The organism is Stenotrophomonas sp. 21LCFQ19 (assembly GCF_056861425.1).
The window spans coordinates 21,381-43,106 of record NZ_JBSPUF010000001.1 but is presented as its reverse complement, the minus strand read 5'-3'; the positions used below and the strand labels follow the sequence as shown (position 1 = coordinate 43,106).

Annotated in this window: 21 protein-coding genes, 1 tRNA gene and 3 pseudogenes; 15 read left to right on the top strand and 10 right to left on the bottom strand. The window is 62.6% G+C overall.

The window, feature by feature from the left end:
- Positions 1-19: 19 nt before the first annotated feature.
- A pseudogene (locus tag AC13FW_RS00220) lies at positions 20-274 on the bottom strand (LysR family transcriptional regulator); the annotation flags it as partial.
- 104 nt (positions 275-378) lie between these two features.
- Between AC13FW_RS00220 and AC13FW_RS00215 the strand changes: the two are divergent.
- The 5 genes and pseudogenes from AC13FW_RS00215 to AC13FW_RS00195 all read left to right on the top strand — a co-directional run.
- Positions 379-1,389, top strand: coding sequence for a zinc-binding alcohol dehydrogenase family protein (locus AC13FW_RS00215; RefSeq protein ID WP_482987788.1), 1,011 nt, complete (start codon positions 379-381; stop codon positions 1,387-1,389).
- A gap of 139 nt (positions 1,390-1,528) precedes the next feature.
- Positions 1,529-2,272: an SDR family oxidoreductase gene (locus AC13FW_RS00210; protein ID WP_152385616.1), complete on the top strand. Its 744-nt coding sequence runs from the start codon at positions 1,529-1,531 to the stop codon at positions 2,270-2,272.
- A gap of 219 nt (positions 2,273-2,491) precedes the next feature.
- Positions 2,492-3,481, top strand: a complete 990-nt coding sequence (locus AC13FW_RS00205) for a zinc-dependent alcohol dehydrogenase family protein (protein ID WP_482987787.1) — start codon at positions 2,492-2,494, stop codon at positions 3,479-3,481.
- Between the two features lie 270 nt (positions 3,482-3,751).
- Positions 3,752-3,925, top strand: a pseudogene (locus AC13FW_RS00200) (integrase core domain-containing protein); the annotation flags it as partial.
- A 29-nt stretch (positions 3,926-3,954) separates the two neighbouring features.
- A pseudogene (locus AC13FW_RS00195) lies at positions 3,955-4,149 on the top strand (IS3 family transposase); the annotation flags it as partial.
- Between the two features lie 134 nt (positions 4,150-4,283).
- Here the strand turns inward: AC13FW_RS00195 and AC13FW_RS00190 are convergent.
- Positions 4,284-5,429, bottom strand: a complete 1,146-nt coding sequence (locus tag AC13FW_RS00190) for an alkene reductase (RefSeq protein ID WP_482987786.1) — start codon at positions 5,427-5,429, stop codon at positions 4,284-4,286.
- 128 nt (positions 5,430-5,557) lie between these two features.
- On the bottom strand, positions 5,558-5,866 hold the full coding sequence (locus AC13FW_RS00185; protein ID WP_202935623.1) for a helix-turn-helix domain-containing protein: 309 nt from the start codon (positions 5,864-5,866) through the stop codon (positions 5,558-5,560).
- A 771-nt stretch (positions 5,867-6,637) separates the two neighbouring features.
- Between AC13FW_RS00185 and AC13FW_RS00180 the strand changes: the two genes are divergently transcribed.
- From AC13FW_RS00180 to AC13FW_RS00170, 3 genes are all read left to right on the top strand, one after another.
- Entirely contained in the window at positions 6,638-6,940 is a 303-nt protein-coding gene (locus AC13FW_RS00180) for a putative quinol monooxygenase (RefSeq protein ID WP_482987785.1), read from the top strand.
- 225 nt (positions 6,941-7,165) lie between these two features.
- On the top strand, positions 7,166-7,372 hold the full coding sequence (locus tag AC13FW_RS00175; protein ID WP_482987784.1) for a hypothetical protein: 207 nt from the start codon (positions 7,166-7,168) through the stop codon (positions 7,370-7,372).
- A 367-nt stretch (positions 7,373-7,739) separates the two neighbouring features.
- Positions 7,740-8,153: a tyrosine-type recombinase/integrase gene (locus AC13FW_RS00170; RefSeq protein ID WP_482987783.1), complete on the top strand. Its 414-nt coding sequence runs from the start codon at positions 7,740-7,742 to the stop codon at positions 8,151-8,153.
- A gap of 108 nt (positions 8,154-8,261) precedes the next feature.
- Here AC13FW_RS00170 and AC13FW_RS00165 read toward each other — a convergent pair whose 3' ends face one another.
- The 3 genes from AC13FW_RS00165 to AC13FW_RS00155 all read right to left on the bottom strand — a co-directional run bounded on the left by AC13FW_RS00165 (position 8,262) and on the right by AC13FW_RS00155 (position 9,978).
- Entirely contained in the window at positions 8,262-8,489 is a 228-nt protein-coding gene (locus AC13FW_RS00165) for a hypothetical protein (protein WP_482987782.1), read from the bottom strand.
- Between the two features lie 71 nt (positions 8,490-8,560).
- On the bottom strand, positions 8,561-9,739 hold the full coding sequence (locus AC13FW_RS00160; protein WP_482987781.1) for a tyrosine-type recombinase/integrase: 1,179 nt from the start codon (positions 9,737-9,739) through the stop codon (positions 8,561-8,563).
- A gap of 162 nt (positions 9,740-9,901) precedes the next feature.
- Positions 9,902-9,978: transfer RNA gene (locus tag AC13FW_RS00155), tRNA-Arg, on the bottom strand.
- 127 nt (positions 9,979-10,105) lie between these two features.
- On the opposite strand from AC13FW_RS00155, the gene ubiA reads away from it, so the two are divergent.
- A complete protein-coding gene (gene ubiA / locus AC13FW_RS00150; protein WP_482987780.1) occupies positions 10,106-10,999 on the top strand; it encodes a 4-hydroxybenzoate octaprenyltransferase in 894 nt (297 codons plus the stop codon).
- 150 nt (positions 11,000-11,149) lie between these two features.
- Here ubiA and AC13FW_RS00145 read toward each other — a convergent pair whose 3' ends face one another.
- Both AC13FW_RS00145 and AC13FW_RS00140 read right to left on the bottom strand, forming a co-directional pair.
- Entirely contained in the window at positions 11,150-11,731 is a 582-nt protein-coding gene (locus AC13FW_RS00145; RefSeq protein ID WP_482987779.1) for an HdeD family acid-resistance protein, read from the bottom strand.
- A 141-nt stretch (positions 11,732-11,872) separates the two neighbouring features.
- Positions 11,873-12,574: a ComF family protein gene (locus AC13FW_RS00140; RefSeq protein ID WP_482987778.1), complete on the bottom strand. Its 702-nt coding sequence runs from the start codon at positions 12,572-12,574 to the stop codon at positions 11,873-11,875.
- A gap of 73 nt (positions 12,575-12,647) precedes the next feature.
- On the opposite strand from AC13FW_RS00140, the gene bioB reads away from it, so the two are divergent.
- From bioB to bioC, 4 genes are all read left to right on the top strand, one after another.
- Positions 12,648-13,676 carry a biotin synthase BioB gene (gene bioB / locus AC13FW_RS00135; protein ID WP_481513442.1) on the top strand — a complete coding sequence of 343 codons (1,029 nt, stop codon included), beginning with the start codon at positions 12,648-12,650 and terminating at the stop codon, positions 13,674-13,676.
- A gap of 90 nt (positions 13,677-13,766) precedes the next feature.
- Complete coding sequence (gene bioF, locus AC13FW_RS00130; RefSeq protein WP_482987777.1) at positions 13,767-14,975, top strand: 8-amino-7-oxononanoate synthase; 1,209 nt, start codon at positions 13,767-13,769, stop codon at positions 14,973-14,975.
- A gap of 17 nt (positions 14,976-14,992) precedes the next feature.
- Complete coding sequence (bioH, locus tag AC13FW_RS00125; RefSeq protein ID WP_296246765.1) at positions 14,993-15,760, top strand: pimeloyl-ACP methyl ester esterase BioH; 768 nt, start codon at positions 14,993-14,995, stop codon at positions 15,758-15,760.
- 99 nt (positions 15,761-15,859) lie between these two features.
- Positions 15,860-16,747, top strand: coding sequence for a malonyl-ACP O-methyltransferase BioC (bioC, locus tag AC13FW_RS00120; protein ID WP_282267901.1), 888 nt, complete (start codon positions 15,860-15,862; stop codon positions 16,745-16,747).
- Between the two features lie 231 nt (positions 16,748-16,978).
- Here bioC and AC13FW_RS00115 read toward each other — a convergent pair whose 3' ends face one another.
- Together AC13FW_RS00115 and AC13FW_RS00110 are read right to left on the bottom strand one after the other, a co-directional pair.
- Entirely contained in the window at positions 16,979-17,587 is a 609-nt protein-coding gene (locus AC13FW_RS00115) for a YdcF family protein (protein WP_282267903.1), read from the bottom strand.
- Positions 17,584-18,546 carry a pyridoxal-phosphate dependent enzyme gene (locus AC13FW_RS00110; protein WP_481533125.1) on the bottom strand — a complete coding sequence of 321 codons (963 nt, stop codon included), beginning with the start codon at positions 18,544-18,546 and terminating at the stop codon, positions 17,584-17,586. The genes AC13FW_RS00115 and AC13FW_RS00110 overlap by 4 nt, the downstream gene beginning before the upstream one ends.
- A gap of 144 nt (positions 18,547-18,690) precedes the next feature.
- Between AC13FW_RS00110 and AC13FW_RS00105 the strand changes: the two genes are divergently transcribed.
- Positions 18,691-19,305 carry a hypothetical protein gene (locus tag AC13FW_RS00105; protein ID WP_482987776.1) on the top strand — a complete coding sequence of 205 codons (615 nt, stop codon included), beginning with the start codon at positions 18,691-18,693 and terminating at the stop codon, positions 19,303-19,305.
- 491 nt (positions 19,306-19,796) lie between these two features.
- Positions 19,797-21,686, top strand: a complete 1,890-nt coding sequence (gene mnmG / locus AC13FW_RS00100) for a tRNA uridine-5-carboxymethylaminomethyl(34) synthesis enzyme MnmG (protein ID WP_482987775.1) — start codon at positions 19,797-19,799, stop codon at positions 21,684-21,686.
- Positions 21,687-21,726 lie beyond the last annotated feature (40 nt).

Genomic DNA, 21,726 nt, shown 5'->3' with positions numbered 1-21,726 from the left:
GATGGGGGATCGGGAAGGCTATCCGGTCTTGACCTTCGTGCAACGTATCTAGCGCCTCGCGGGCAAACGGCAAGTACTGCTCTCCTTCGGCAGTCAGCCGCAGGCTGCGCGTAGAACGAGCAAATAGACGGATATCCAGCTCTCGCTCGAGGCGTTTGATCGCCGCAGCCACCTGGCCTGGATGCAGGCCGACCTCGCGAGCGACGTTGGAGAAGCTACCCAGCGCGGCTGTGCGTACAAACAACTGCAGGTCTTCGATCCGAACCATTTTCACTCCTGCGATGAAAGTGCTGGTGGATTTTGAGCTTTTTCCCAAAGGTATTGGTAGACGAAAATCACCAAACTTTTACTTGTTCCTGACCTTCAAGGATTGCCCACATGAAAGCTATCGTCTTCACCGAATACGGCCTGCCAATCGACGACCCTCGTGCATTGTTCGACAGCGAGCTTCCAGAACCTACCCCTGGCCCGCATGACCTGCTGGTGCAGGTCAGGGCCATCGCGGTGAATCCAGTCGATACCAAGGTGCGTTCCGGCAAGGGCGCCACCCCCCAGCCCAAAGTGCTCGGCTGGGACACGGTCGGTGTAGTGCGCGCCGTGGGTTCCGACGTAACGCTGTTCCAGCCCGGCGATGAAGTGTTTTATGCCGGCGCCATCGACCGTCCTGGCAGCTACAGCGAGTTGCATCTGGTCGACGAACGCATCGTCGGGCGCAAGCCGCGTAGCCTGGACGATGCCAGTGCGGCGGCTTTGCCATTGACGTCGATTACCGCCTGGGAACTGCTGTTCGACCGCCTGGGCATCGGCGAGCACGGTGGAGCAGGGCAGAGTCTGCTGATCCTGGGTGCCGGGGGCGGTGTGGGTTCGATCCTGACGCAACTGGCCCGCCAGTTGACCGGCCTGAAGGTGATCGGTACTGCGTCTCGCCCGGAAACCCGGGAATGGGTCAGCGCCCTGGGTGCGCATCATGTGATCGACCACAGCCGACCGCTGGCCGAGCAGCTGAAGCACATCGGTATCGAGGTGGTGGATTATGTGATCAGCCTCACCCACACCGACAGCTACCTTCCTCAACTGATTGAGGTGTTGCGGCCCCAGGGTCATCTGGCACTGATCGACGATCCGGCTGTGCTCGATGTAGTACCACTCAAACGCAAGTCGCTGGCGCTGCACTGGGAGCTGATGTTCACCCGCTCGCTGTACGGGACGGACGACATGATTAAGCAGCACCAGTTGCTCAACCGCGTGGCGGAGCTGATCGACGCTGGTGTGCTGAAGACGACTGTAGGGGAGCATTTCGGGCGCATCGACGCGGCCAACCTGCGGCGTGCCCATGCACTGATCGAAAGCGGCAAGGCCATGGGCAAGATCGTCTTGGAAGGCTTCTGATTTATTCCATTTTCAGGAATAGCATAATCCAATCATTCCCATTTATTGAGATCAATTATGGGTCTACAGTTTGCGCACTGCCAGGTTAACCAGCCATGGCAAAGCCCCGAAGTACAAACCCACCGATGAGGTTCTCAGCATGAGCAATAACATTTCTGGAAAAGTTGTCGTTATCACCGGTGCCAGCAGCGGCCTGGGTGAGGCTACTGCACGCCACCTTGCTGCGCTTGGCGCTCGCGTAGTGCTGGCTGCACGTCGCAAAGATAAACTCGACGCACTGGTGGCTGAGCTGACCAATGCAGGTGGTCAGGCAATCGCGTATCAGACCGATGTTACCTCTCAGGAAGAGGTCAAAACGCTCATTCAAGGTGCCGTGGACACCTACGGTCGCATTGATGTACTGGTCAACAATGCCGGACTGATGGCGATTGCACCGCTCAGCGATGCTCGCACTGACGAGTGGGATCGCATGATCGACATCAACATCAAGGGTCTGCTGTACGGAGTCGCGGCTGCATTGCCAGTCTTCCAGAAACAGAACAGTGGTCACTTCATCAACATCGCATCGGTTGCAGGCCTGAAGGTGTTCAGCCCAGGTGGCACCGTGTACAGCGGCACCAAGTTTGCTGTGCGGGCTATCTCGGAAGGACTGCGTCACGAAGTCGGCGGCAGCATCCGCACCACGACTATCGAACCGGGCGCCGTGGACTCCGAACTGAAATTCGGCAGCTCCCACAAACAGAGCCGCGATTTCGTGGTGGACTTCTACAAGCACGCAATTCCCGCCGAATCCGTCGCTCGAGCTATCGCCTTCGCAATTGAGCAGCCTGCTGACGTGGATATTAACGAGATCGTTCTGCGCCCAACCGTGCAGGAATTCTAATGAGATGAGGGCCTGTCTCTTCGGCGTCAGGCCCCGCTTATCTGGAGTGAAAAGCTGCGAGCAACGCAACTGAATCGCTGTTGAGCATGGTCACTCCTGCTGATGGCTTTTGCCTGCGGGATGATCAAGCAGCGTTATGGCGGAGGGGGATCCCCCTCGGGGAACTTGAACAAACGAACCCCTCAACGTCGAGGGCCATTGATAAACGAGGTATTTAAGATGGCACGCATTGTCAGAATTCATGAATACGGTGACGCCAGCGTTCTGAAGCTGGAAGATCTGGAAGTATCGGCACCAGCAGCAAACGAGGTGCAGATTAGTGTTAAAGCTATTGGCTTGAACCGAGCCGAAGTGATGTTTCGCAATCACGCATACCTGCAAGAAGCGGAGTTCCCCAGCCGCTTAGGCTACGAGGCCGCAGGCATCGTAACGGCAGTCGGGAGCGACGTAACCGAGATCACGGTTGGTGACTCGGTCGCTCTGGTCCCACCTCTGGATATTGCTCGCTGGGGCACCTACGGCGAGTTGGCCAATATTCCGGCCCACCTGGTGGTAAAGAGCCCTGAGAACTTGTCCTTTGAAGAGGCTGCGGCGTCTTGGATGCAGTACGTCACCGCCTGGGGGGCATTGATTGAACAGGCGAAGCTACGGCAGGGCGATTTTGTCATCGTTACCGCCGCGTCAAGCAGTGTTGGCTTGGCCGCCTTCCAAATGGCTCGTATGGTCGGCGCCACATCGATTGCGATCACTCGAACTCACGCGAAGAAGCAGGCCCTGCTTGATGCAGGCGCTGCGCATGTCATCGTCAGCGATGAAGAGGATATCGTCGAGCGTGTTATGACGATAACTGGCGGTCAAGGCGCTCGCGTTGTATTCGATCCTGTAGGCGGGCCGTCCTTTGAACCTCTCACGCAGAGCATGGCGCGGGGCGGAATTTTGCTGGTGTACGGCGCACTCAGCTCTGAACCGACGCCATTCCCACTGTTTACCGTGCTGGGCAAAAGCCTGACTTTGAAGGGCTATCTCTACGCAGAGATTGTGGCAGACCCTGAAGCCCTGGAGAGAGCGAAGGCTTTTATTCTGCAAGGGTTGAAGTCCGGTGCGTTGCGCCCGATCATCGCAAAGACATTCGCACTTAGCGACATCCAGGATGCCCATCGTTTCCTTGAAGCCAATCAGCAGATCGGCAAGATCGTGGTAACTGTCTGACCGGCAATTATGGGGCTGAGAGCGTAATCCTTCGGCCCCGATTCAAGCCAGCCCTGATGACCGCTTTTGGCCGATTCTGTGTATCCGTCCGGCCAACACACCTTCCTGACCCCGACGCCAAAGGCGATGGTGTCCACCTGATTTAAGTGGACACCATTTCTAGCTTTTTAAGCCGCTGGGCAAACCTATTTTCCCGAGGGCGTGGCGCGGCCGGGTTGGTATCAGCCAGCGGACAGAGGTGTTGAGCGCAGGCTGGGAGAAAGACTCGCTTGGCTGCGTTCGCTCGATGATGAGACGCCGCCAGAGGCGAAGGTTCTGATCGAACGCTGGCGGCAGTTCTACAACGAGCAGCGGCCTCACAGCGCCCATGGCTATAAACCCCCAGCGACCGTTCGCCGGAACTGGTCGGAACCCGATACCCTCCACCCCGGACTCACTGCCTGATTGGCTACAAGTTCCATACTCAGGTCAGCTTGTACAAAGCCGAGTTGATTCACCGCCGGGCACCGTGGAAAACAAAAGAAACTCTGGAACTGGCCACCCTCGAATGGGTGTCCTGGTTTAATCACCACAGGCTCCTTGAGCCCATGGGGCACATTCCGCCCGCAGAAGCTGAGGCAAACTACTACCGGCAACTCGCCAGTCAGGCCACCTCGGTGGCGACCTGACTTAAACCAAACTGCCTCCACGAAACCCGGTGCGGTTCACTCGGTAGATGCCATCGATTCACAGCTTCGCAAGATCGAATGGCAGAGCCTTGGGTATAAAGCGGCTCGTTTCTTCGATCTGTTGGGGCGGTGATTTACGAGACCTGCAGTGTCGGATAGTCTGTATAGCCCTTGGCGCCACCTGTGTAGAACGTGTTGGAGTCAGGTGCGTTCAGCGGTGCCTTGGCCCTGATGCGTGCGGGCAGGTCCGGGTTAGCCAGGAAGGCGGTGCCAAAGGCCACAGCGTCAAGCTTACCTTCGGCAATAGCTGCCTCTGCCTCATCAGCGCTGTAACCCATATTGCCCACCAACACACCCTTGTACTTTTCACGCGCTACGGGCATGACATCGGCCTTCTGCACGCCGAAGAAATCGGCACGCATCACGTGCAGGTAGGCTAGCTTGAAGGCATTGAGCCTATCGGCCAGGAAGCCGATGAGGGCCAGCGGGTGGCTGTCTTTCATGCTGTTGAAGCTGTTGAGGGGCGACAGGCGCAGACCCACACGTTCGGAACCGATCGCCTGGGTCACGGCAGTAAGTACCTCGAACAGCAAACGTGCACGGTTTTCCAGCGATCCGCCGTAAGCATCGGTGCGCTGGTTGGGCGTGTCGCGCAGAAACTGGTCAATCAGGTAGCCGTTGGCGCCGTGTACTTCCACACCATCAAAGCCGGCAGCAATGGCGTTGCGTGCGCCTTGAGTAAACGCAGCCACGATGCCGGGAATCTCTTCGACGGTCAGGGGGCGGGGCACCGCGTGCGGCACCTTGCCTTGGGGCGTGTGGATCTCACCCTCAATAGCGGTAGCGCTGCTGGAGACAATGGGGGCGCCATCGGCAGCGCCAGGGTAGGCTGCGCGGCCAGCGTGCCAGATCTGCAGGAAGATGCGTCCGCCCTTGGCGTGCACCGCGTCGGTCACCTGCCTCCAGGCTGCAATCTGCGCGTCGTTGTAGATGCCAGGCTCATTGACGAAGGCCGATGTACCGGGCGCCACCATGGTGCATTCGGAAATCAGCAGGCCGCCGGTGGCTCGCTGGCTGTAGTACTGGGCCATCAGCGCGTTGGGCATGTGGCCAGCGTCGGCACGGGCGCGTGTCAATGGTGCCAGAAGGATGCGGTTGGGCAGGGTGAGAGAACCTACTTGAAGTGGATTGAATAGCATGTGGATGAAAACCCAGATTAGTGAACAGAAAACAGTGGTAAAGCTAACAGTATTCCCAATACTCAGACTTTGAAAGGTCACTGAAGACTGCTTTGGCACGGCTGGTGCTTTTGCACCCAACGCACGATGTAGTAGACGCAAGTGGGTAAGCCTTTGCTTCCGACAGTTTCGCGGTGGTCTCCAGCCGTACATGCACCAAACGCCTTTGGTCATCCACCGCGTCGCAACTCCCTGACACCCCGGCCCAGCTTGCGGCGCAACAGGGCCCGCAGGGTCACCCCATCCGAGTACCCGACCTGTGCGGCGACCTGGTCGACGCTGGCGTTCCCGGTGCGCAAGAGATGGACGGCATGCTCCACGCGCAGGTCCTGGAAATACGACAGCGGTGTCTTTCCCAAAACGCTTTGCAGCCGCCGGGCCAAGGTGCGCTCGCTTGTGCCCGCGGCGCTGGCCGCCTCGGCCAGCGAGAACCCCTGCGCGAGCCGACGTCTGGCCCAGCACTCGAAGCGCTCCACCATCGGGTCAGCATGCGCAAGGTGGTCGGGAATCACGAACTCGGCTTGCGAACTGCGTGTCTCGACCAGCAGATAGCGTGCCACCAGGGCCGCCAGCGCCGGACTGCGCCCTCGGATGATGCGCAAGGCCAAGTCGACGTGGGCCAAAGCGGCACCCGCGGTGGTGAAGCGTGTCGAGTTCACGATCATGCGTGACTCGTCCAGCGTGACGTTCGGATAGCGCTGCCGAAACATCGGCCCCAGCCACCATGACGTCGTCGCACGATGCCCATCAAGCAGGCCACTCTCTGCAAACAAGAAACTACCGGAGCAAGCGGCACCAAGGTGCGCGCCAGCGGTGGACCACTGCTGTAGCGCCGCGACCGCGTCGGGCACATCGGGGCGTGTGAGTCGAGCCGAGAGCGTGTCAGGCATCTTGTCGCCAAACGCTGGCACGAGCACGACGTCTGGTTCGGGCACACCATGCGCAGTGACCACGGGGACCGTCAAGCCTTGCGCAGTTCGGATGCGACGCCGCACGCCCACCAGCGTGAGCTCTATGTGCGCGGGAGCCTGTGGCAGCGAGCCCGCCATCGCATTGGCTAAGCCCACTGTGTCTGTGAGCGCCGCAAGCCCCAGATCAAACACGCCATCACAAACAAGGAGGTGGAGTTTCATGGCAACAATGATATCAATGTTGTCATTATTGCCTATAGAGATGTCTGTCATGAAGACTCAGACTGCAGTCTCTTCGATCCCTTCACCCACTTTTCCATTTACCCAAAGGAATACAGCATGACCAAGCTCGCCCTGTTTGTTCGCCTCGAAGCTAAACCCGGCCAGGAGGCTGCGCTTGCCGACTTCCTGGCCAGCGCACTGCCGCTCGCCAACGCCGAGTCCGGCACCACTGCCTGGTTCGCATTGAAGTTTGGCCCTTCGACATTCGGTGTGTTCGATGCCTTCGACGATGAGGCAGGTCGCCAGGCACATCTGAACGGCCAGATCGCCGCGGCCTTGATGGCCAACGCCGCGACCTTGCTGAGTTCTCCGCCCAATATCGAGAAGGTCGAACTGCTTGCAGCCAAACTGCCTGCATAACGGCTGGAAGTGCCTTCCCCAGTTGCTTTGGGCGTCCCGCCCTGATCGCTGGTCAGTGCCGGAGCAGGAGAAGGCACGTTGGCTTGAACGGAAAGCTGCAGAGGGACAACCCCCACTCGCTGTCTCACCACCAACACGCAGCCGCTTGCCGGATGCCGAGCGTCTGCTCCGCTTCCTGCTGTCATTCGCGATCAAGGCGCGATCAGCGCGGTCATGGCGAACCGGGTGACGCGCCCGCGTGGCCCACTGCAGCAAATCAACGGCACGCTGATCTCGATTCTTGTGCGGGTGCGTGCCCTGCAGAACGATGCCGACACCTACTGGGCCAAGCATCGCGCCGGTCCGGAGGCAGAGCGCTGGTACTCGATGCTGGCCGACGAGTATCTGCAGAACGGTGAGTGGCTTTGGAACCATCTTCGCCTGACTCAATGAGGTCCACATCCTCCATCTTTGCGATGACCAGGCGCACCGGGCGTTGATCAGATATCGCAATCCTGAGGTGTTCTGCAAGCAGGCGGTTGCCGTGCCCGCACCAACGACCGAGATAGTCGCGGTAGACGAGTTGTCCGTTCTCAGCCTTGAGCCTGTGGAACCACAGGCTCGCAACCATCTCAGTCCCGGTTAGCGCGGAAACGGCCCACTGGTTGTTCACCATTCTGGCCCCCAGTTTCGCGAACTCGGCTGTGATGCCCATCAGTCAAAATCCGTCTTGACCCCAAGGTGCCTGCCGTTCTCCTTGGCTGCCCTTACGGTGGTCTCGCTGAACCCTCGTGCGTCTTCCGCTTCGATATCGATCCGGATGCGAACGTTGGTACGCGGATCTGCACGCGGTGCTGGTTTACCACCATTACCTGACGCACTGTCGCGCAAGTATGCCAGCGCAAGCCAGAGCTTGGCATGGCAGTTCGTCTTCCCTTCGCGCGTCGTACGGACCTGCCCTCAGACCGGCCGACGCCTTCGCTGGCACGCTTCCGAATCCGGCGTGCAGATGGCCTTCAAGGCAGCGTTAGCCGAAGCCCAGATTGCCAAGCACGCATCAGTGCATACGCTGCGACATTCCTTTGCCACGCACCTGCTTGCCGCCGGCACCGATATTCGGACGATCCAACTGCTGTTAGGTCACCGCAACCTGAAGACCACAATGATTTACACCCACGTTGAGCAGGCGGTTCGCAAGACAGTCAGCCCACTGGATCGACTCAACATGAACTAGGCAACTGGGGCGGGCATCCCTCGATGTCCGCTTTGGGTCGCATGAAGTCGTAGGAGCAGGAGAAGATGCTCACAGCGCTTCAACAGGGCATATCGAGAAACAGACATATCAATTGGTGAGGCCACGTGGAACAGCTGAAACCGCAAGGAGACCTTGCGAGCCATCCTGGAAGGTATGGTCAATACAGAGCACACGATCACCATGATTGAATTCCCAAACCTCGTCCAGACCCTGCCACTCATCAATGATTTCAAACACGTGATCGAAAACTCGCTTAGCATCCACCGGGCGGAACACTTCGACGCCTTCATTGACTAACCGAACGAAAACAATCATCTAAAAACTCCGGCAGACCGCTGTTCGAATTGCGTCACGCGGCAACGCGACATTGGGCACAAGTCAATCTTTTAAGCTCGCAGCTTGTCCAAATAGTCTGCCCATTCCTGCATCATCTTGCGACGCTCACCCAAGTGAGCAGTGCGGTTGTAGGCGCGTCCATTGGGGTCACGAACCGCATGAGCAAGCTGATGCTCGATGTAGTCGGGACGGAACCCTAGTACCTCATCAAGAATAGTCCGCGCCATTGCACGGAACCCATGCCCCGTCATGGTTTTTGAGTCAAACCCCATCCGGCGTATGGCCGCATTTATCGTGTTCTCGCTCATCGGACGTCCTTTCCCATGAAGGCTCGGGAAAACGTACTGGCCTCGGCCGGTGAGAGGGCGCAGCTCAGTGAGAACTTCAATTGCTTGCTTGGACAACGGAACAATGTGCGGTGTGTCGGTCTTGGTAGCGACATAGCGCCACTCCGCCGCATCAAGGTCAATATCAGCCCAGCGTGCGCTACGCAGCTCGCCTGGGCGGGGAAATAGCAACGGCGAGAGCTTCAACGCGGCGGTTACTATGGCACTACCTTCGTAACCCCAAATGGCACGTAGAAGCGGCGCAACCGCGGATGGCTCCGTCAAGCTAGCGAAGTGCTTCGTTTGAGGCGCTTCCAACGCGCCGATCAGGTCAACAGCAGGGTTTCGCTCTGCCCTGCCTGTAGCGATGGCGTACCGGAAAACCATTCCTGCAATACCACGCGCTCGATGCGCCGTCTCCACTGCCCCCCTCTTCTCCATCTTTCGCAGCACTGCAAGCAGCTCGACAGCGGAAATCTCATTGATCGGCCGATCACCAATGTAAGGATTGAGATCCTTCTCAATGATCCTTCCGTTCCTTACAGCCGTGGATTTAGCGTTCTTCTTGGTCCGCATAGCAAGAAGCTCCAGCGCGATCGCCCCAAAGCTGTTCTCAGAGCCTCCGCTGCGAACCAGCTTTTCGAGCTTCCGCTGCTCGCCAGGGTCAATGCCGTTAGCCAAAGTCTTTCGCGCCACCATGTGCTTCTCGCGGGCTTCAGCCAGGCTCACCTCAGGGTACGAACCCAAGGCCAGCCGCTTTTCCTTTCCAGCAACGCGATACTTCCACCGCCAAAGCTTGCCACCCGCTGGGGTGACCTCAAGGTAGAGCCCTCCGCCATCGAAGAGTCGCTGGGGTTTCTCAACCGGCTTGGCTTTACGTACTTGGATATCAGTCAGGGCCATTGGGGGCATGTCCGCATTTCGGGGGTCGGGATGCCCCCGAAGTTGCCCCCGGATGACCCGGATTGCAATAGATGCCCCCGGACCTGATTGGACTACGGATAAAGAAAAACCCCAGATTTCTCTGGGGTTTTGGACATCCTGAGACATGCTCGGACTTCAATCTGGCGCGCCCGGAGGGATTCGAACCCCCGACCAATGGCTTCGGAAGCCACTACTCTATCCGGCTGAGCTACGGGCGCATTGTGCTCCGGCCGGCTGAGCCGGGCGGACGCGCATTCTAACGGCAAAAGCGGCCGCAGGTCTGCCCCCACCTTTGGATTGCTGTAGTTGGGCGGGAAAAACCTGCCCAGCTGGTAACCTTTGCGCATGAGCCGTCTCCCAACTACACCGTCCACCGCAGCTGACACGTCGCGGTTCGGGCACTACTGGAAATTGATGCGCGCCGACCGCCCGATCGGCACCTTGCTGCTGCTGTGGCCCACTTGGTGGGCGCTGTGGCTGGCCGCCGATGGCCTGCCGCCGCTGTGGATACTGTTCGTGTTCAGCGCCGGCGTCTGGCTGACCCGCTCGGCCGGCTGCGTGATCAATGACTACGCCGACCGCTGGCTGGACCCGCACGTCAAACGCACCAAGGACCGACCACTGGCCACCGGCGCAATCTCCGGCCGCGCGGCGCTGATGCTGTTCGCAGGCTTGATGCTGGTCGCATTCGCGCTGGTCCTGACCCTGAACGCCTTGACCATAGCGCTGAGCTTCATCGGCGTGTTCCTGGCCGCCAGCTATCCCTACCTGAAGCGCTACACGCATCTGCCGCAGGTCTATCTGGGCATGGCCTTCGGCTGGGGTATCCCGATGGCCTTCGCCGCCATCCAGGGCGAAGTTCCGCCGCTGGGCTGGGTGCTGTATGCCGCCAACATCCTCTGGTCCACCGCCTATGACACCTGGTACGCCATGGTCGACCGCGACGATGACCTGAAGGTCGGTTCGCATTCCACCGCCATCCTGTTCGGCGATCTGGACCTGGTCATCCAGGGCATCCTGTACGCGCTGTTCTTCGCTGCGATGGCGCTGGTCGGACAGCGCGCGGGTCTGGGCTGGGCGTACTGGGCCGGCATCGGCGTGGCGATGGCGCTGGTGGTGTACGAGTTCTGGCTGTGCCGCGATCGCGAGCGCGAGCCTTGCTTCAAGGCCTTCCTGCACAACAACTGGGTCGGCGCGGTGCTGTTTGCCGGCATCGTCACCAGCCAGTATCTGGATTGAAGAAACGGCCCGCAGTGCGGGCCGTTTCGCTTTGGGTAGAGCCGAGCCATGCTCGGCTGAGGCATTGCCGGGAAAGCCCTGCCGAGCATGGCTCGGCACTACCCCCCTCCCTTTCGCGCAGCGAAGGGGAGGGTTGGGGAGGGGTAAACGTTACATCGCGCCGATTGTCTTCCCCAGCGAACGCAGGCGGAACGCTGCAATTATCTGCAGCACGCCGTAGATCAAGGCCAGCACACCGATCCACAGCGAGGTCACTGCCAGGCCGGCGATCGGGTTGAGTGCGAACATCACGCCCAATGCCACCGCCAGCAGGCCGCTGACAATCAGCATCCACTCGCCACTGATCTGCTTGCGCACGCGGATGGCGAACACGATGCGGTAGATGCCGCCAACCACCAGCCAGGCGGCCAGGAACAGCAACAGCACACTCGCGGTCGCCAATGGGTTGATCACCGCCAGTACACCAAAGGCAATCGATGCCAGCGCATAGAACAGCGCCCAACCGCGCGAGACCGGTGCCGAACCATTGAAGGCCGAGACCAGCACCACCACGCCTTCAACAATGGCCATGATGCCCAGCCACCACGCCAGGACAGCCGCGGTGCGCACCGGCGCCATCACCGTCAGCACGCCGAATATCACCGCAAACAGGCCGAACAGCAGCAGCACCCACCAGTTGCGCGTCAATGTGCCAAACAGCGATCCAGCAGGAAAACCCGGGGAAGCACCCATGTCTGTCTCCTCATGTTGAACAGGTGTAAAGGCCTTTCAATCCCAGTCTAGGCCCATAGCCGTAGTCATGGCATGTAGAGATGACAACCGGTATTTCAAGCCAGTTGCAGCGCAGGCGCGGCCTTGCAGGCACACCAGCGCTCACGGCACCCGCGCACAGACCCAGGCATCCACCCGCTGCACACCGGCGCGATGCAGTGTGAGCGCTGCGGCATGCAAGGTGGCACCGGTGGTCATCACGTCATCCAGCAGCACCACATGTGCCGGCAACTGCCCCACCGCAATGAAGGCACCACGCAGATTGCGTTTGCGCTCCACCGCATCCAGCTCCGATTGTGGCTGGGTGGAACGCCGCCGATGCAGGCCCCTGCACAGCGGTAGCTGCAGCGCGCGCGCCAGCGGCTTGGCCAGCTCCCAGGTCTGGTCATAGCCGCGCTGACGCAGCCGCGACAGATGCAGCGGCACCGGCACGATCGCCTGCGGGCGCTCGGCAGCGCCCAATGCATCCAGCATCAGCGCTGACAGCAAGCGCCCAGCGCTGAGATCATGATGAAACTTGAAGCGCAGTAGCAGGCCGTCAATCGGCGCGCTGTAGGTAAAGGCCGCCAGCACCGACTGCAGGGGCGAGCTCGAACGCTGGCAGGCACCGCACAACCCATCCGCGTCGGTACCCGGCAACGGCAGCGCACAACGCCGGCAAGCGGCGTGTTGCCAAGGCAATCCGGCGCCGCAGGCCAGGCACAGGTCCCGCCCCGGCATACCGTCCTCCCCGCAGACCAGGCAGCGCGGCGGGAACAGCAAGGCCGATAGCCGCCCCCCGACCCTGTAAACCAGACTCTTCATTTGATGGTTGACAGCAATGTGTATGCTGACCAGACTGCGCCGCTTCCATCGCCCCATCTGTCAGGTAACACCGATGTCCACCGTCATCCGCCACGACTGGAAGCGCGAAGAGCTGCTGTCCCTGCTCGAACTGCCCTTCCCCGAACTGCTGCACCGCGCAGCCAGCGTGCATCGCCAGCACTTCGACCCGGCGCAGGTACAGGTCTCCACCCTGCTCTCGGTCAAGACCGGCGGCTGCCCGGAAGACTGCGCCTACTGCCCGCAGGCCCAGCGCTATGACACCGGCGTGGACGCGCAGAAGCTGATGGACACCGACAGCGTGGTGGCCCGCGCCCGCGCCGCCAAGCAGGCCGGCGCCTCGCGCTTCTGCATGGGTGCGGCCTGGCGCTCGCCCAAGGACCGTGACATCCCCAAGGTCGCGGCGATGATCCGCGAGGTGAAGTCGCTGGGTCTGGAGACCTGCGCCACCCTGGGCATGCTCGAAGGCCACCAGGCGCAGGCACTGAAGGACGCCGGGCTGGACTACTACAACCACAATCTGGACACCGCGCCGGATTACTACGATTCCATCATCCATACCCGCCAGTACCAGGACCGCCTGGACACGCTGGAACACGTGCGCAACGCCGGCATGAAGACCTGCTGCGGCGGCATCGTCGGCATGGGCGAGACCCGCGAACACCGCGCCGGCCTGCTGCAGGCACTGGCCAACCTGCCGGCGCATCCGGACTCGGTGCCGATCAACCGTCTGGTGCAGGTTGCCGGTACGCCCCTGCACGGCAGCGCCGAGCTGGACCCGTTCGAGTTCGTGCGCATGATCGCGGTCGCCCGCATCGTGATGCCGCGCTCGATGGTGCGGTTGTCGGCCGGCCGCGAGAGCATGAGCGACGAGCTGCAGGCGCTGTGTTTCCTGGCTGGCGCCAACTCCATCTTCTACGGCGAAAAGCTGCTGACCACCGGCAACCCGGACACCGAGCGCGACCAGGCCCTGTTCGCCCGCCTCGGCATCAGCCCGATGCAGGTCCATGTGGACGCCGACGACCACGACCACCCGGGCACGGTGCACCTGGATATCGCCCCGCTCTGCGCCCGCAGCGCCTGACCTGGCTGGCGCCCCGCCCGCGGGGCGCCGCTTGGGCATTCTTACAGGCAACCGGGTACGCTAGCCGCCCGCTTGACCATGAACCTTGCCATGGCCCGTCCTGACATCCACGACCGCATCCACGCCCAGCGCAAGCTGCGGCTTGCCCAGGGCCGCATCCGCACCAGGCGCAACATCAGCCGCCGTGACGGGGTGCGTTTGGAACTGGACGGGCGCTGGTTGACCGGCTTCTGCAGCAATGACTACCTCGGCCTGTCGCAACAGTTCGAGGTGATCGCCGCGCTGCAGGACGCCGCCGGCCGCGAAGGCGCTGGCAGCACCGCCTCGCACCTGGTCTGTGGCCACCACAGCGTGCACGAGCAGCTGGAACGCGAGATGGCCGACTGGCTCGGCTATCCGCGCGCCCTGCTGTTCGACAGCGGCTTCATGGCCAACCTGGCCGTGCAGCAGGCGCTGCTGAGCGAAGAAACCGATATCTGCGTGCAGGACCGGCTCAACCACGCCAGCCTGCTTGATGCCAGCCGCCTGGCCGGCTGCCGCCTGCGCCGCTATCCGCACCTGGACAGCGAAGGCGCCATGCGTCAGCTCAAGAACACCGCCGACGGCGCCGCCATGCTGGTCACCGACGGCGTCTTCAGCATGGATGGCGACATCGCCCCGCTGCGCTCACTGTCGCTGGTGGCACGCATGCAGGAGGCGCTGTTCTATGTGGACGACGCCCACGGCATTGGTGTGATCGGCGAACACGGCCGCGGCTGCGTCGCCGACGCCGGCCTGGGCGTGAAGGAGGTTCCGCTGCAGCTGGCCACCCTGGGCAAGGCGCTGGGCAGCCACGGCGCGGTGGTTGTGGGCGAAGACGCGCTGATCCAGCACCTGGCCGAAACCGCACGCCCTTACATCTACACCACCGCCCTGCCGGCGGCGCAGGCGGCCGCCTCGCTGGCGGCGGTGAAACTGGCACGCCGCGACCATTGGCGCCGCGACAAGCTCACCGAACTGATCGCCAGCTTCCGCGAGGGCGCGCGCCGCAACGGGCTGGAGCTGATGGCCTCGGAAACCCCGATCCAACCGCTGCTGTGCGGCGACGAAGCGACGGTGATGGCCTTGTCGGCGACGCTGGAGCAGTCCGGCTTCCTGGTCAGCGCGATCCGTCCGCCGACCGTGCCCGAAGGCAAGGCGCGCCTGCGCGTGACCTTGTCCGCGCTGCATACCCTCGAGCAGGTCAAGGCGCTGGTGGACGCCATCGCCAAGGCCCGCGACGTGGTGCTGTACCAGAAGTCCCTGAACACTGTTGCCTGAGAACCGGTTGTAACGCCATGCATATCCACGTCACCGGCAGCGGCCCGGCATTGGTCCTGATCCACGGCTGGGCACTGCATGGCGGCATCTTCGCGCCGCTGGTGGAACGTCTTGCCCCGCACTTCGAGCTGCACGTGGTCGACCTGCCCGGGCATGGCCACAGCCGCGACGACGCCACGCCCTTGCGCTTGCCCTACCTGGTCAATGCCATCGCCAGCGCCACCCCGGCAGCGGTGTGGTGCGGCTGGTCGCTGGGCGGGCTGGTCGCCCTGCACGGCGCAGCCACGTTGCCACAGGTGCGCGGGCTGGCAATGCTGGCAGCGACGCCACGCTTCGTCCGCGACCCCGATTGGCCAGATGCGGTGGAGCCGGTGGTGTTCGAACAGTTCGGCCACGATCTGGAACAGGACTACCGCGGCACATTGGAGCGCTTCCTCGCCCTGGACGTGATGGGCTCGCAGCACGCCCGCAGCGAACTGCGCACCCTGCGCGATGCGCTGGTCGAACGTGGCGAACCGGCCCCGCGCGCCCTGCACGAAGGCCTGGCCCTGCTGGAACGCAGCGACCTGCGCGGCAGCCTGCCCAGCCTGCACAAACCCGGCCTGTGGATAGGCGGACAGCGCGATCGGCTGGTGCCGTCCAAGGCCATGCACCAAGCCGCCGCATTGGCGCCGGCAGGCCTGCACAGCGCCCACACCATCGACGGCGGCGGCCACGCCCCGTTCCTTGGTCATGCGGATCACGTTGCCGGGCTGCTGCAACAGTTTGTTGCTGGCTGCGCGTGAGCGGTTACGCGGCCATTGGTGCTGGCTGGCCGATGATGTCGTCGGCTGCCTGAGCACCGCAGCGCTTCCCATCCTGAATTACGAATCCGAATCACCGCCATGTCTTCTCTGTTCGACCCCAAACACGTCCGCCGCGCCTTCTCGCGCGCCGCCAGCAGCTACCACGCCGCCGCCGTGCTGCAGCAGGAAGTGGCCAAGCGCCTGCTGGAGTCGCTGGACTACCTGGAAGACCGGCAGCCGCAGGTGGTGTTGGACGTGGGCAGCGGCCCGGCCCATGCCACCGCGGCGATGAAGAAGCGCTGGCCCAAGGCACAGGTGATCGCGCTGGACCTGGCCCTGCCGATGTTGGCCGAGGCCAAGAAACAGGCCGGCTGGTGGCGCCCGTTCTCGCGCGTCTGCGCCGATGCCCGCGCCCTGCCGCTGGCCGACAACAGCGTCGACGTGATCTACAGCAACCTTTGCCTGCAGTGGGTGGAAGACCTGCCGGCGGTATTTGCCGGCTTCCGCCGCGTGCTCAAGCCCAATGGCCTGCTGGTCTGTTCAACGTTTGCCCACGATACGCTGGTGGAACTGCGCCAGGCATTTGCGCAGGCCGATGACACTTCGCATGTAAGCCACTTCGTGCAGATCGCCCAGTTCGGCGATGCCTTGATGATGGCTGGCTTCCGCGATCCGGTACTGGACCGCGACATGTTCACCCTGACCTACGACGACCTGCCAACGCTGATGCGCGAGCTCAAGGCGATTGGCGCCACCAACGCCATGCACAGCCGCCGCCACACGCTGACCGGGCGCAGCCGCTTTGCTGCTGCACGCGATGCGTACGAACCAATGCGTCGCGCTGACGGCAAGCTGCCGAGCAGTTGGGAAGTGGTGTATGCGCATGCCTGGGCACCGGCACCGGGCGCACCGATCCGTGAGCAGGGGCAGGATGTGGCGAGCGTGCCGCTGTCGGCCATTCCGATTCGGCGGAAGACGCAGGAATAGGGATTAGGGACAGGGGCAGGTGCTGCTCCGTAGTGCCGAGCCATGCTCGGCAGGGGCTTTACCAGCGAAAGACTGCCCTCACCCCAACCCCTCTCCCGCAGGCGGGAGAGGGGCTAAAGCCGTAGTGCCGAGCCATGCTCGGCAGGGGCCTTGCAGACAATCCAGCGGACAGTGCGCCAGCTTCGCGGCTCACGCCGCTCCCACAAGAACGGGGAGCGGATGCTGAACCGCTCAAGCCCCTTTTACAAACAGGTCGCGGTGGAAGAAATAGACTTCCTGCAGCAGGAAACGCCAGCTGGTGTGGAAGCTGCGGAAGCGCGTGCTTGGTGTGGATGACGCCAGCGCATCGATCCCCAACTCCTTCGATAGACGCAACGCGCGCGCCATGTGCAGCGGGTCGCTGACCACGATCACCTTGTGCATGTCGTGCTTGGCCATCACCTGCTTGGCTTCAACCAGATTCTGCCGGGTGGTGCGCGAGCGGGTTTCGATCAGGATGTCCTTGCCCGGAACCTTCTGCTTCAGTGCATAACGCCGCGCCACCTGTGATTCGGAAAAACGCGCGCCCGTGCCGCCAAAGCCACCGGTGAAAATCAACTTCGGTGCATAGCCCTGCCGGTACAGGTCCAGGCCATGGCGGATGCGTTCTTCAAATACTGGCGAAGGCTTGGCGTCATACGCCGCAGCACCGAGCACGATGATGGCGTCGGCAGGTGCGGCCTGGTCACGGTCACCTACCCAGATGATCCACGCCGCCACGCCCAGCAGCCACAACAGCAGCAACACACACAAGCGCCATACCCAGCCCATCAATCCTGTGCGCCGAACAGCTGCCTTCATGCCTGCACCCAGGGCAAGGCATCCAGATCCACATTGCCACCGGACAACACCAGCCCCACCGTGCGCCCGGCAAAACGCTGCGGCTGGGACAGCACGGCCGCCAGAGTGATCGCCGAGGACGGCTCGACGGTCTGCTTCATCACCTGCCAGATCAAGCGCATCGCGGCCACGGTATCGGCGTCGTCCACGCTGATCACCTGTGCCGCGCCGTGCAGCAGCTCGAAATTGGGCGCGCCCAGTGCGCCGCGCAGGCCATCGCACAGTGTGTCGGGCACGAAATCGATCAAGCGCTCACCCGCCGCCAGCGAACGCGCGGTGTCGGCAGCCCCGGCCGGCTCGGCCAGTACCAGCTCGCAGTTCGGCAGCAGCTGCTGCATCGCCAGCAGGGTGCCTGCGGCCAATCCACCACCGCCTACCGGCACGACCAGTACATCCAGTTGCGTTCCGGCCTGGCGAATCAGTTCGAGCACGGCGGTGCCCTGCCCGGCGATGACCCGCGGGTCGGTATAAGGGTGAACCAGGGTCGCCCCGGTTTCGCGCTGCACGCGCAGGCACTCGGCTTCGCGCGCGGCCTGGGTGGGTGCGCAGCGCCAGAGGGTGGCCTGGTTGCGTTCGATATTGGCCAACTTGGCCGCCACCGCACCCTCGGGCACCACTACATGGCAGGGAACCCCGCGCGAGCGCGCCGCCAAGGCCAGTGCGGCACCGTGGTTGCCGGAGGAATGTGTCACCACACCGTGACTGGCGTGCTCCACATCCAGCGACCACACCGCGTTGCAGGCCCCGCGGAACTTGAACGCGCCGCTGCGCTGCAGGTGTTCGGCCTTGAAGTGCAGGCTGGCGCCGGCCAGTGCATCCAGCGTGCGTGAGCGCAGCACCGGGGTGACCGTCGCATGGGCGGCAATCCGCGCCGCTGCTGCCAGAACCTCGGCAAATCCGGGCAAAGGAAGTTCATTCATGGTGAAAGGTTAGCCCAGGCCCCGGGCCTGCGACCATCTCATCTGCGCACACGTTGTATGTTCAGCCATGTAGATGCGAATTAAGGGCCGATTCAACGCCATGGCCCGAAGCTGGCTGCCATACCCACGAGGGGGGGATTTCTCATGATCAAGCGCCTGATTGTTTCCACCGGCCTGCTGTTGGGCCTTTCTGGCTGTGCCACGTACGACTACGTAGGCGGCGGTTCGGGCGGCTATTACCACGGCTCTCCCTCGGTGCAGTACAGCTATCCCTATGGCTATCCGAACAGTGGCTACGGCTACGGCGGTTACGGCTATGGCAGTGGCTATTACGGCTACGGCAACTACGGCTACCCGGTCTACCGCCCCAACTACAACCGCCCGCGCCCGCCGTATCACGGCAATGGTCCGCGTCCGCCCGGCCACGGCAACGGCCCGCGCCCGGGCGGAGACGGCGATCACAACCATGGTGGCAACCGCCCACGCCCGCCGGGCAACGGCGGCAATGACGGCCGGCCGACCCGACCACCACCGCCGGTGAACGGCGGCGGCAACAAATCGCCGTGGCGCAATCTGGACAATCTGAGCCGGCCGCCGCCGCGTGCCAACAACCAGCCAATGCAGCGCGCCCAGCCCATGCAGCAGGCGATTCAGCGGCCTCAGCCTGCAGCGCGTCCGGCTATTCAGGCACGGCCGATGCCGGCCCGACAGCCGTCACAAACCCGGCAACCGAACGGCGCTCGCATCCAGGAACGATAAAAAGGTTGCAATTGGCGCAAATGCAGGCATTCTTGGCCCTACGGGTGACCGCTTGCGTCGCTTAGTGACCTAAACCGGTCCCGCCCAGACAGTTCAATGTCGATGTCCGCCAGGAAATCTGGATCCCCCCTGTTCCGGCCCTGTCGGACATCGGCGCCTAATAAAGACAAAGCCCCGGCCTAGGCCGGGGCTTTGTCTTTCAACGCTTTCCCGCCGAGGCGGGCCCTGCTGGACTGCAAGGCCGGTAGTCCCCCGACTACCGGCCCCTGCTACCCCAACGTACGCTTCGGTCGGCCCCTGTTCCAATTCCGACCTTGTTGCGCCTATGTCGCATGCCACGTTGGGTGCAATGTATTAACTGCAGGTTGCGTGCCAACTTTAGGGTTGATGCGTACCTGATTGCGCTTGGCAGTAAAATCACCACATACGCCGTCACATCGTGGGAAATACCCATCTGACGGACTTCACACTTTCTGACCGATCTCACGCCCATGAGCGACTCCTTCTACCGTTACGACGTTATCGTCATTGGCGGCGGCCACGCCGGCACCGAGGCGGCGCTGGCTGCAGCGCGCGGCGGCGCCCACACCCTGCTACTGACCCACAACGTCGAAACCGTCGGCGCGATGAGCTGCAACCCGGCCATCGGCGGCATTGGCAAGGGTCACCTGGTCAAGGAGATCGATGCACTCGGCGGAGCGATGGCGCATGCCGCCGATCGCGCCGGCATCCAGTGGCGCACACTCAATGCCTCCAAGGGCCCGGCCGTGCGCGCCACCCGCTGCCAGGCCGACCGCAACCTGTACCGGATGGCGATCCGCGGCATCGTCGAGTCGCAGCCGAACCTGACCGTGTTCCAGGCAGCCGTCGATGATCTGGTGATTGAAGGCGACGCCGTGCGTGGCGCCATCACCCAGACCGGACTGACCTTCCACGCTGTTGCAGTCGTGCTCACCGCCGGCACCTTCCTCGCCGGCAAGATCCATATCGGCGAAACCCAATACACCGCAGGCCGCATGGGCGACCCGCCGGCGACCACGCTGGCCGCGCGCCTGCGCGAGCGCCCGTTCGTCATTGATCGCCTGAAGACCGGCACTCCGCCGCGCATCGACGGCCGTTCGCTGGATTACAGCGTGATGGACGAGCAGCCCGGCGACGATCCGCTGCCGGTGATGTCCTACCTGGGCGACGTCAGCGAGCATCCGCAGCAGGTCAGCTGCTGGATCACCCATACCAGCGAGCGCACCCACGACATCATCCGTGGCGCACTGCACCGTTCGCCGCTGTACAGCGGCCAGATCGAAGGCATCGGCCCGCGTTACTGCCCGTCGATCGAAGACAAGGTGGTGCGTTTCGCCGAGAAGGACAGCCACCAGATCTTCGTCGAGCCCGAAGGCCTGGACGTGGTGGAGATCTATCCCAACGGCATTTCCACCTCGCTGCCGTTCGACGTGCAGCTGGAACTGGTGCGCAGCATCCGTGGCTTCGAGCAGGCGCACATCACCCGCCCCGGCTACGCCATCGAATACGACTTCTTCGATCCTCGCGGCCTGAAGAACACACTGGAAACCCGCCAGGTCAACGGCCTGTTCTTCGCCGGCCAGATCAACGGCACCACGGGCTATGAAGAAGCCGGCGCACAAGGCCTGCTGGCCGGCATCAACGCCGCGCTGTTCGTGCAGGGCAAGGACGGCTGGTGCCCGCGTCGCGACGAAGCCTATCTCGGCGTGCTGGTCGACGACCTGATCACCCACGGCACCAGCGAGCCCTACCGCATGTTCACCAGTCGCGCCGAATACCGGCTGCAGCTGCGCGAAGACAATGCCGACACCCGCCTGACCCCGACCGGCCGCAAGCTGGGCCTGGTCGATGATCGCCGCTGGTCCGCGTTTGAAACCAAGCAGGCTGCCGTCGCCAGTGAAAGCGCACGCCTGCGTGGCATCTGGGCAACGCCGGGCAATGCACTGGGCCGCGAAGTCGCCGAAGCCACCGGCGTGGCGGTCAGCCGTGAAACCAATGTGCTGGACCTGATCAAACGCCCGGAACTGGATTACGCCAAGCTGATGCAGGTGCCTTCACTCGGACCGGGCGTCGGCGATGCGCGCGTGGCCGAGCAGGTGGAGATCAGCGTCAAGTACGCCGGCTACCTGGACCGCCAACGCGAAGAAATCGAACGCCAGCAGCGGCACGAGAACACTGCGATCGTCGAAGGCTTCGACTTCGCCTCGGTGCGTGGCTTGTCTGCCGAGGCATTGCAGAAACTGGAGCGTGTGCGTCCGCAGACCATCGGTCAGGCACAGCGCATTCCAGGCATGACGCCAGCAGCGATTTCCCTGCTGCTGGTACATCTGGAGCGGGCGCGACGCGGGAAGGTGGCTTGAGTTTCTGATTTGGGTTGTTGGTGAGAGCTTAGAAGCTCTA

Coding starts and splice junctions, on each gene's coding strand:
- AC13FW_RS00215 (WP_482987788.1), top strand. CDS start 379: ATGAAAGCTATCGTCTTCACCGAATACGGCCTGCCAATCGACGACCCT.
- AC13FW_RS00210 (WP_152385616.1), top strand. CDS start 1,529: ATGAGCAATAACATTTCTGGAAAAGTTGTCGTTATCACCGGTGCCAGC.
- AC13FW_RS00205 (WP_482987787.1), top strand. CDS start 2,492: ATGGCACGCATTGTCAGAATTCATGAATACGGTGACGCCAGCGTTCTG.
- AC13FW_RS00185 (WP_202935623.1), bottom strand. CDS start 5,866: ATGGTGGAGCGCTTCGAGTGCTGGGCCAGACGTCGGCTCGCGCAGGGG.
- AC13FW_RS00180 (WP_482987785.1), top strand. CDS start 6,638: ATGACCAAGCTCGCCCTGTTTGTTCGCCTCGAAGCTAAACCCGGCCAG.
- AC13FW_RS00170 (WP_482987783.1), top strand. CDS start 7,740: ATGCGAACGTTGGTACGCGGATCTGCACGCGGTGCTGGTTTACCACCA.
- AC13FW_RS00165 (WP_482987782.1), bottom strand. CDS start 8,489: ATGATTGTTTTCGTTCGGTTAGTCAATGAAGGCGTCGAAGTGTTCCGC.
- AC13FW_RS00160 (WP_482987781.1), bottom strand. CDS start 9,739: ATGGCCCTGACTGATATCCAAGTACGTAAAGCCAAGCCGGTTGAGAAA.
- ubiA (WP_482987780.1), top strand. CDS start 10,106: ATGAGCCGTCTCCCAACTACACCGTCCACCGCAGCTGACACGTCGCGG.
- AC13FW_RS00145 (WP_482987779.1), bottom strand. CDS start 11,731: ATGGGTGCTTCCCCGGGTTTTCCTGCTGGATCGCTGTTTGGCACATTG.
- AC13FW_RS00140 (WP_482987778.1), bottom strand. CDS start 12,574: ATGAAGAGTCTGGTTTACAGGGTCGGGGGGCGGCTATCGGCCTTGCTG.
- bioB (WP_481513442.1), top strand. CDS start 12,648: ATGTCCACCGTCATCCGCCACGACTGGAAGCGCGAAGAGCTGCTGTCC.
- bioF (WP_482987777.1), top strand. CDS start 13,767: ATGGCCCGTCCTGACATCCACGACCGCATCCACGCCCAGCGCAAGCTG.
- bioH (WP_296246765.1), top strand. CDS start 14,993: ATGCATATCCACGTCACCGGCAGCGGCCCGGCATTGGTCCTGATCCAC.
- bioC (WP_282267901.1), top strand. CDS start 15,860: ATGTCTTCTCTGTTCGACCCCAAACACGTCCGCCGCGCCTTCTCGCGC.
- AC13FW_RS00115 (WP_282267903.1), bottom strand. CDS start 17,587: ATGAAGGCAGCTGTTCGGCGCACAGGATTGATGGGCTGGGTATGGCGC.
- AC13FW_RS00110 (WP_481533125.1), bottom strand. CDS start 18,546: ATGAATGAACTTCCTTTGCCCGGATTTGCCGAGGTTCTGGCAGCAGCG.
- AC13FW_RS00105 (WP_482987776.1), top strand. CDS start 18,691: ATGATCAAGCGCCTGATTGTTTCCACCGGCCTGCTGTTGGGCCTTTCT.
- mnmG (WP_482987775.1), top strand. CDS start 19,797: ATGAGCGACTCCTTCTACCGTTACGACGTTATCGTCATTGGCGGCGGC.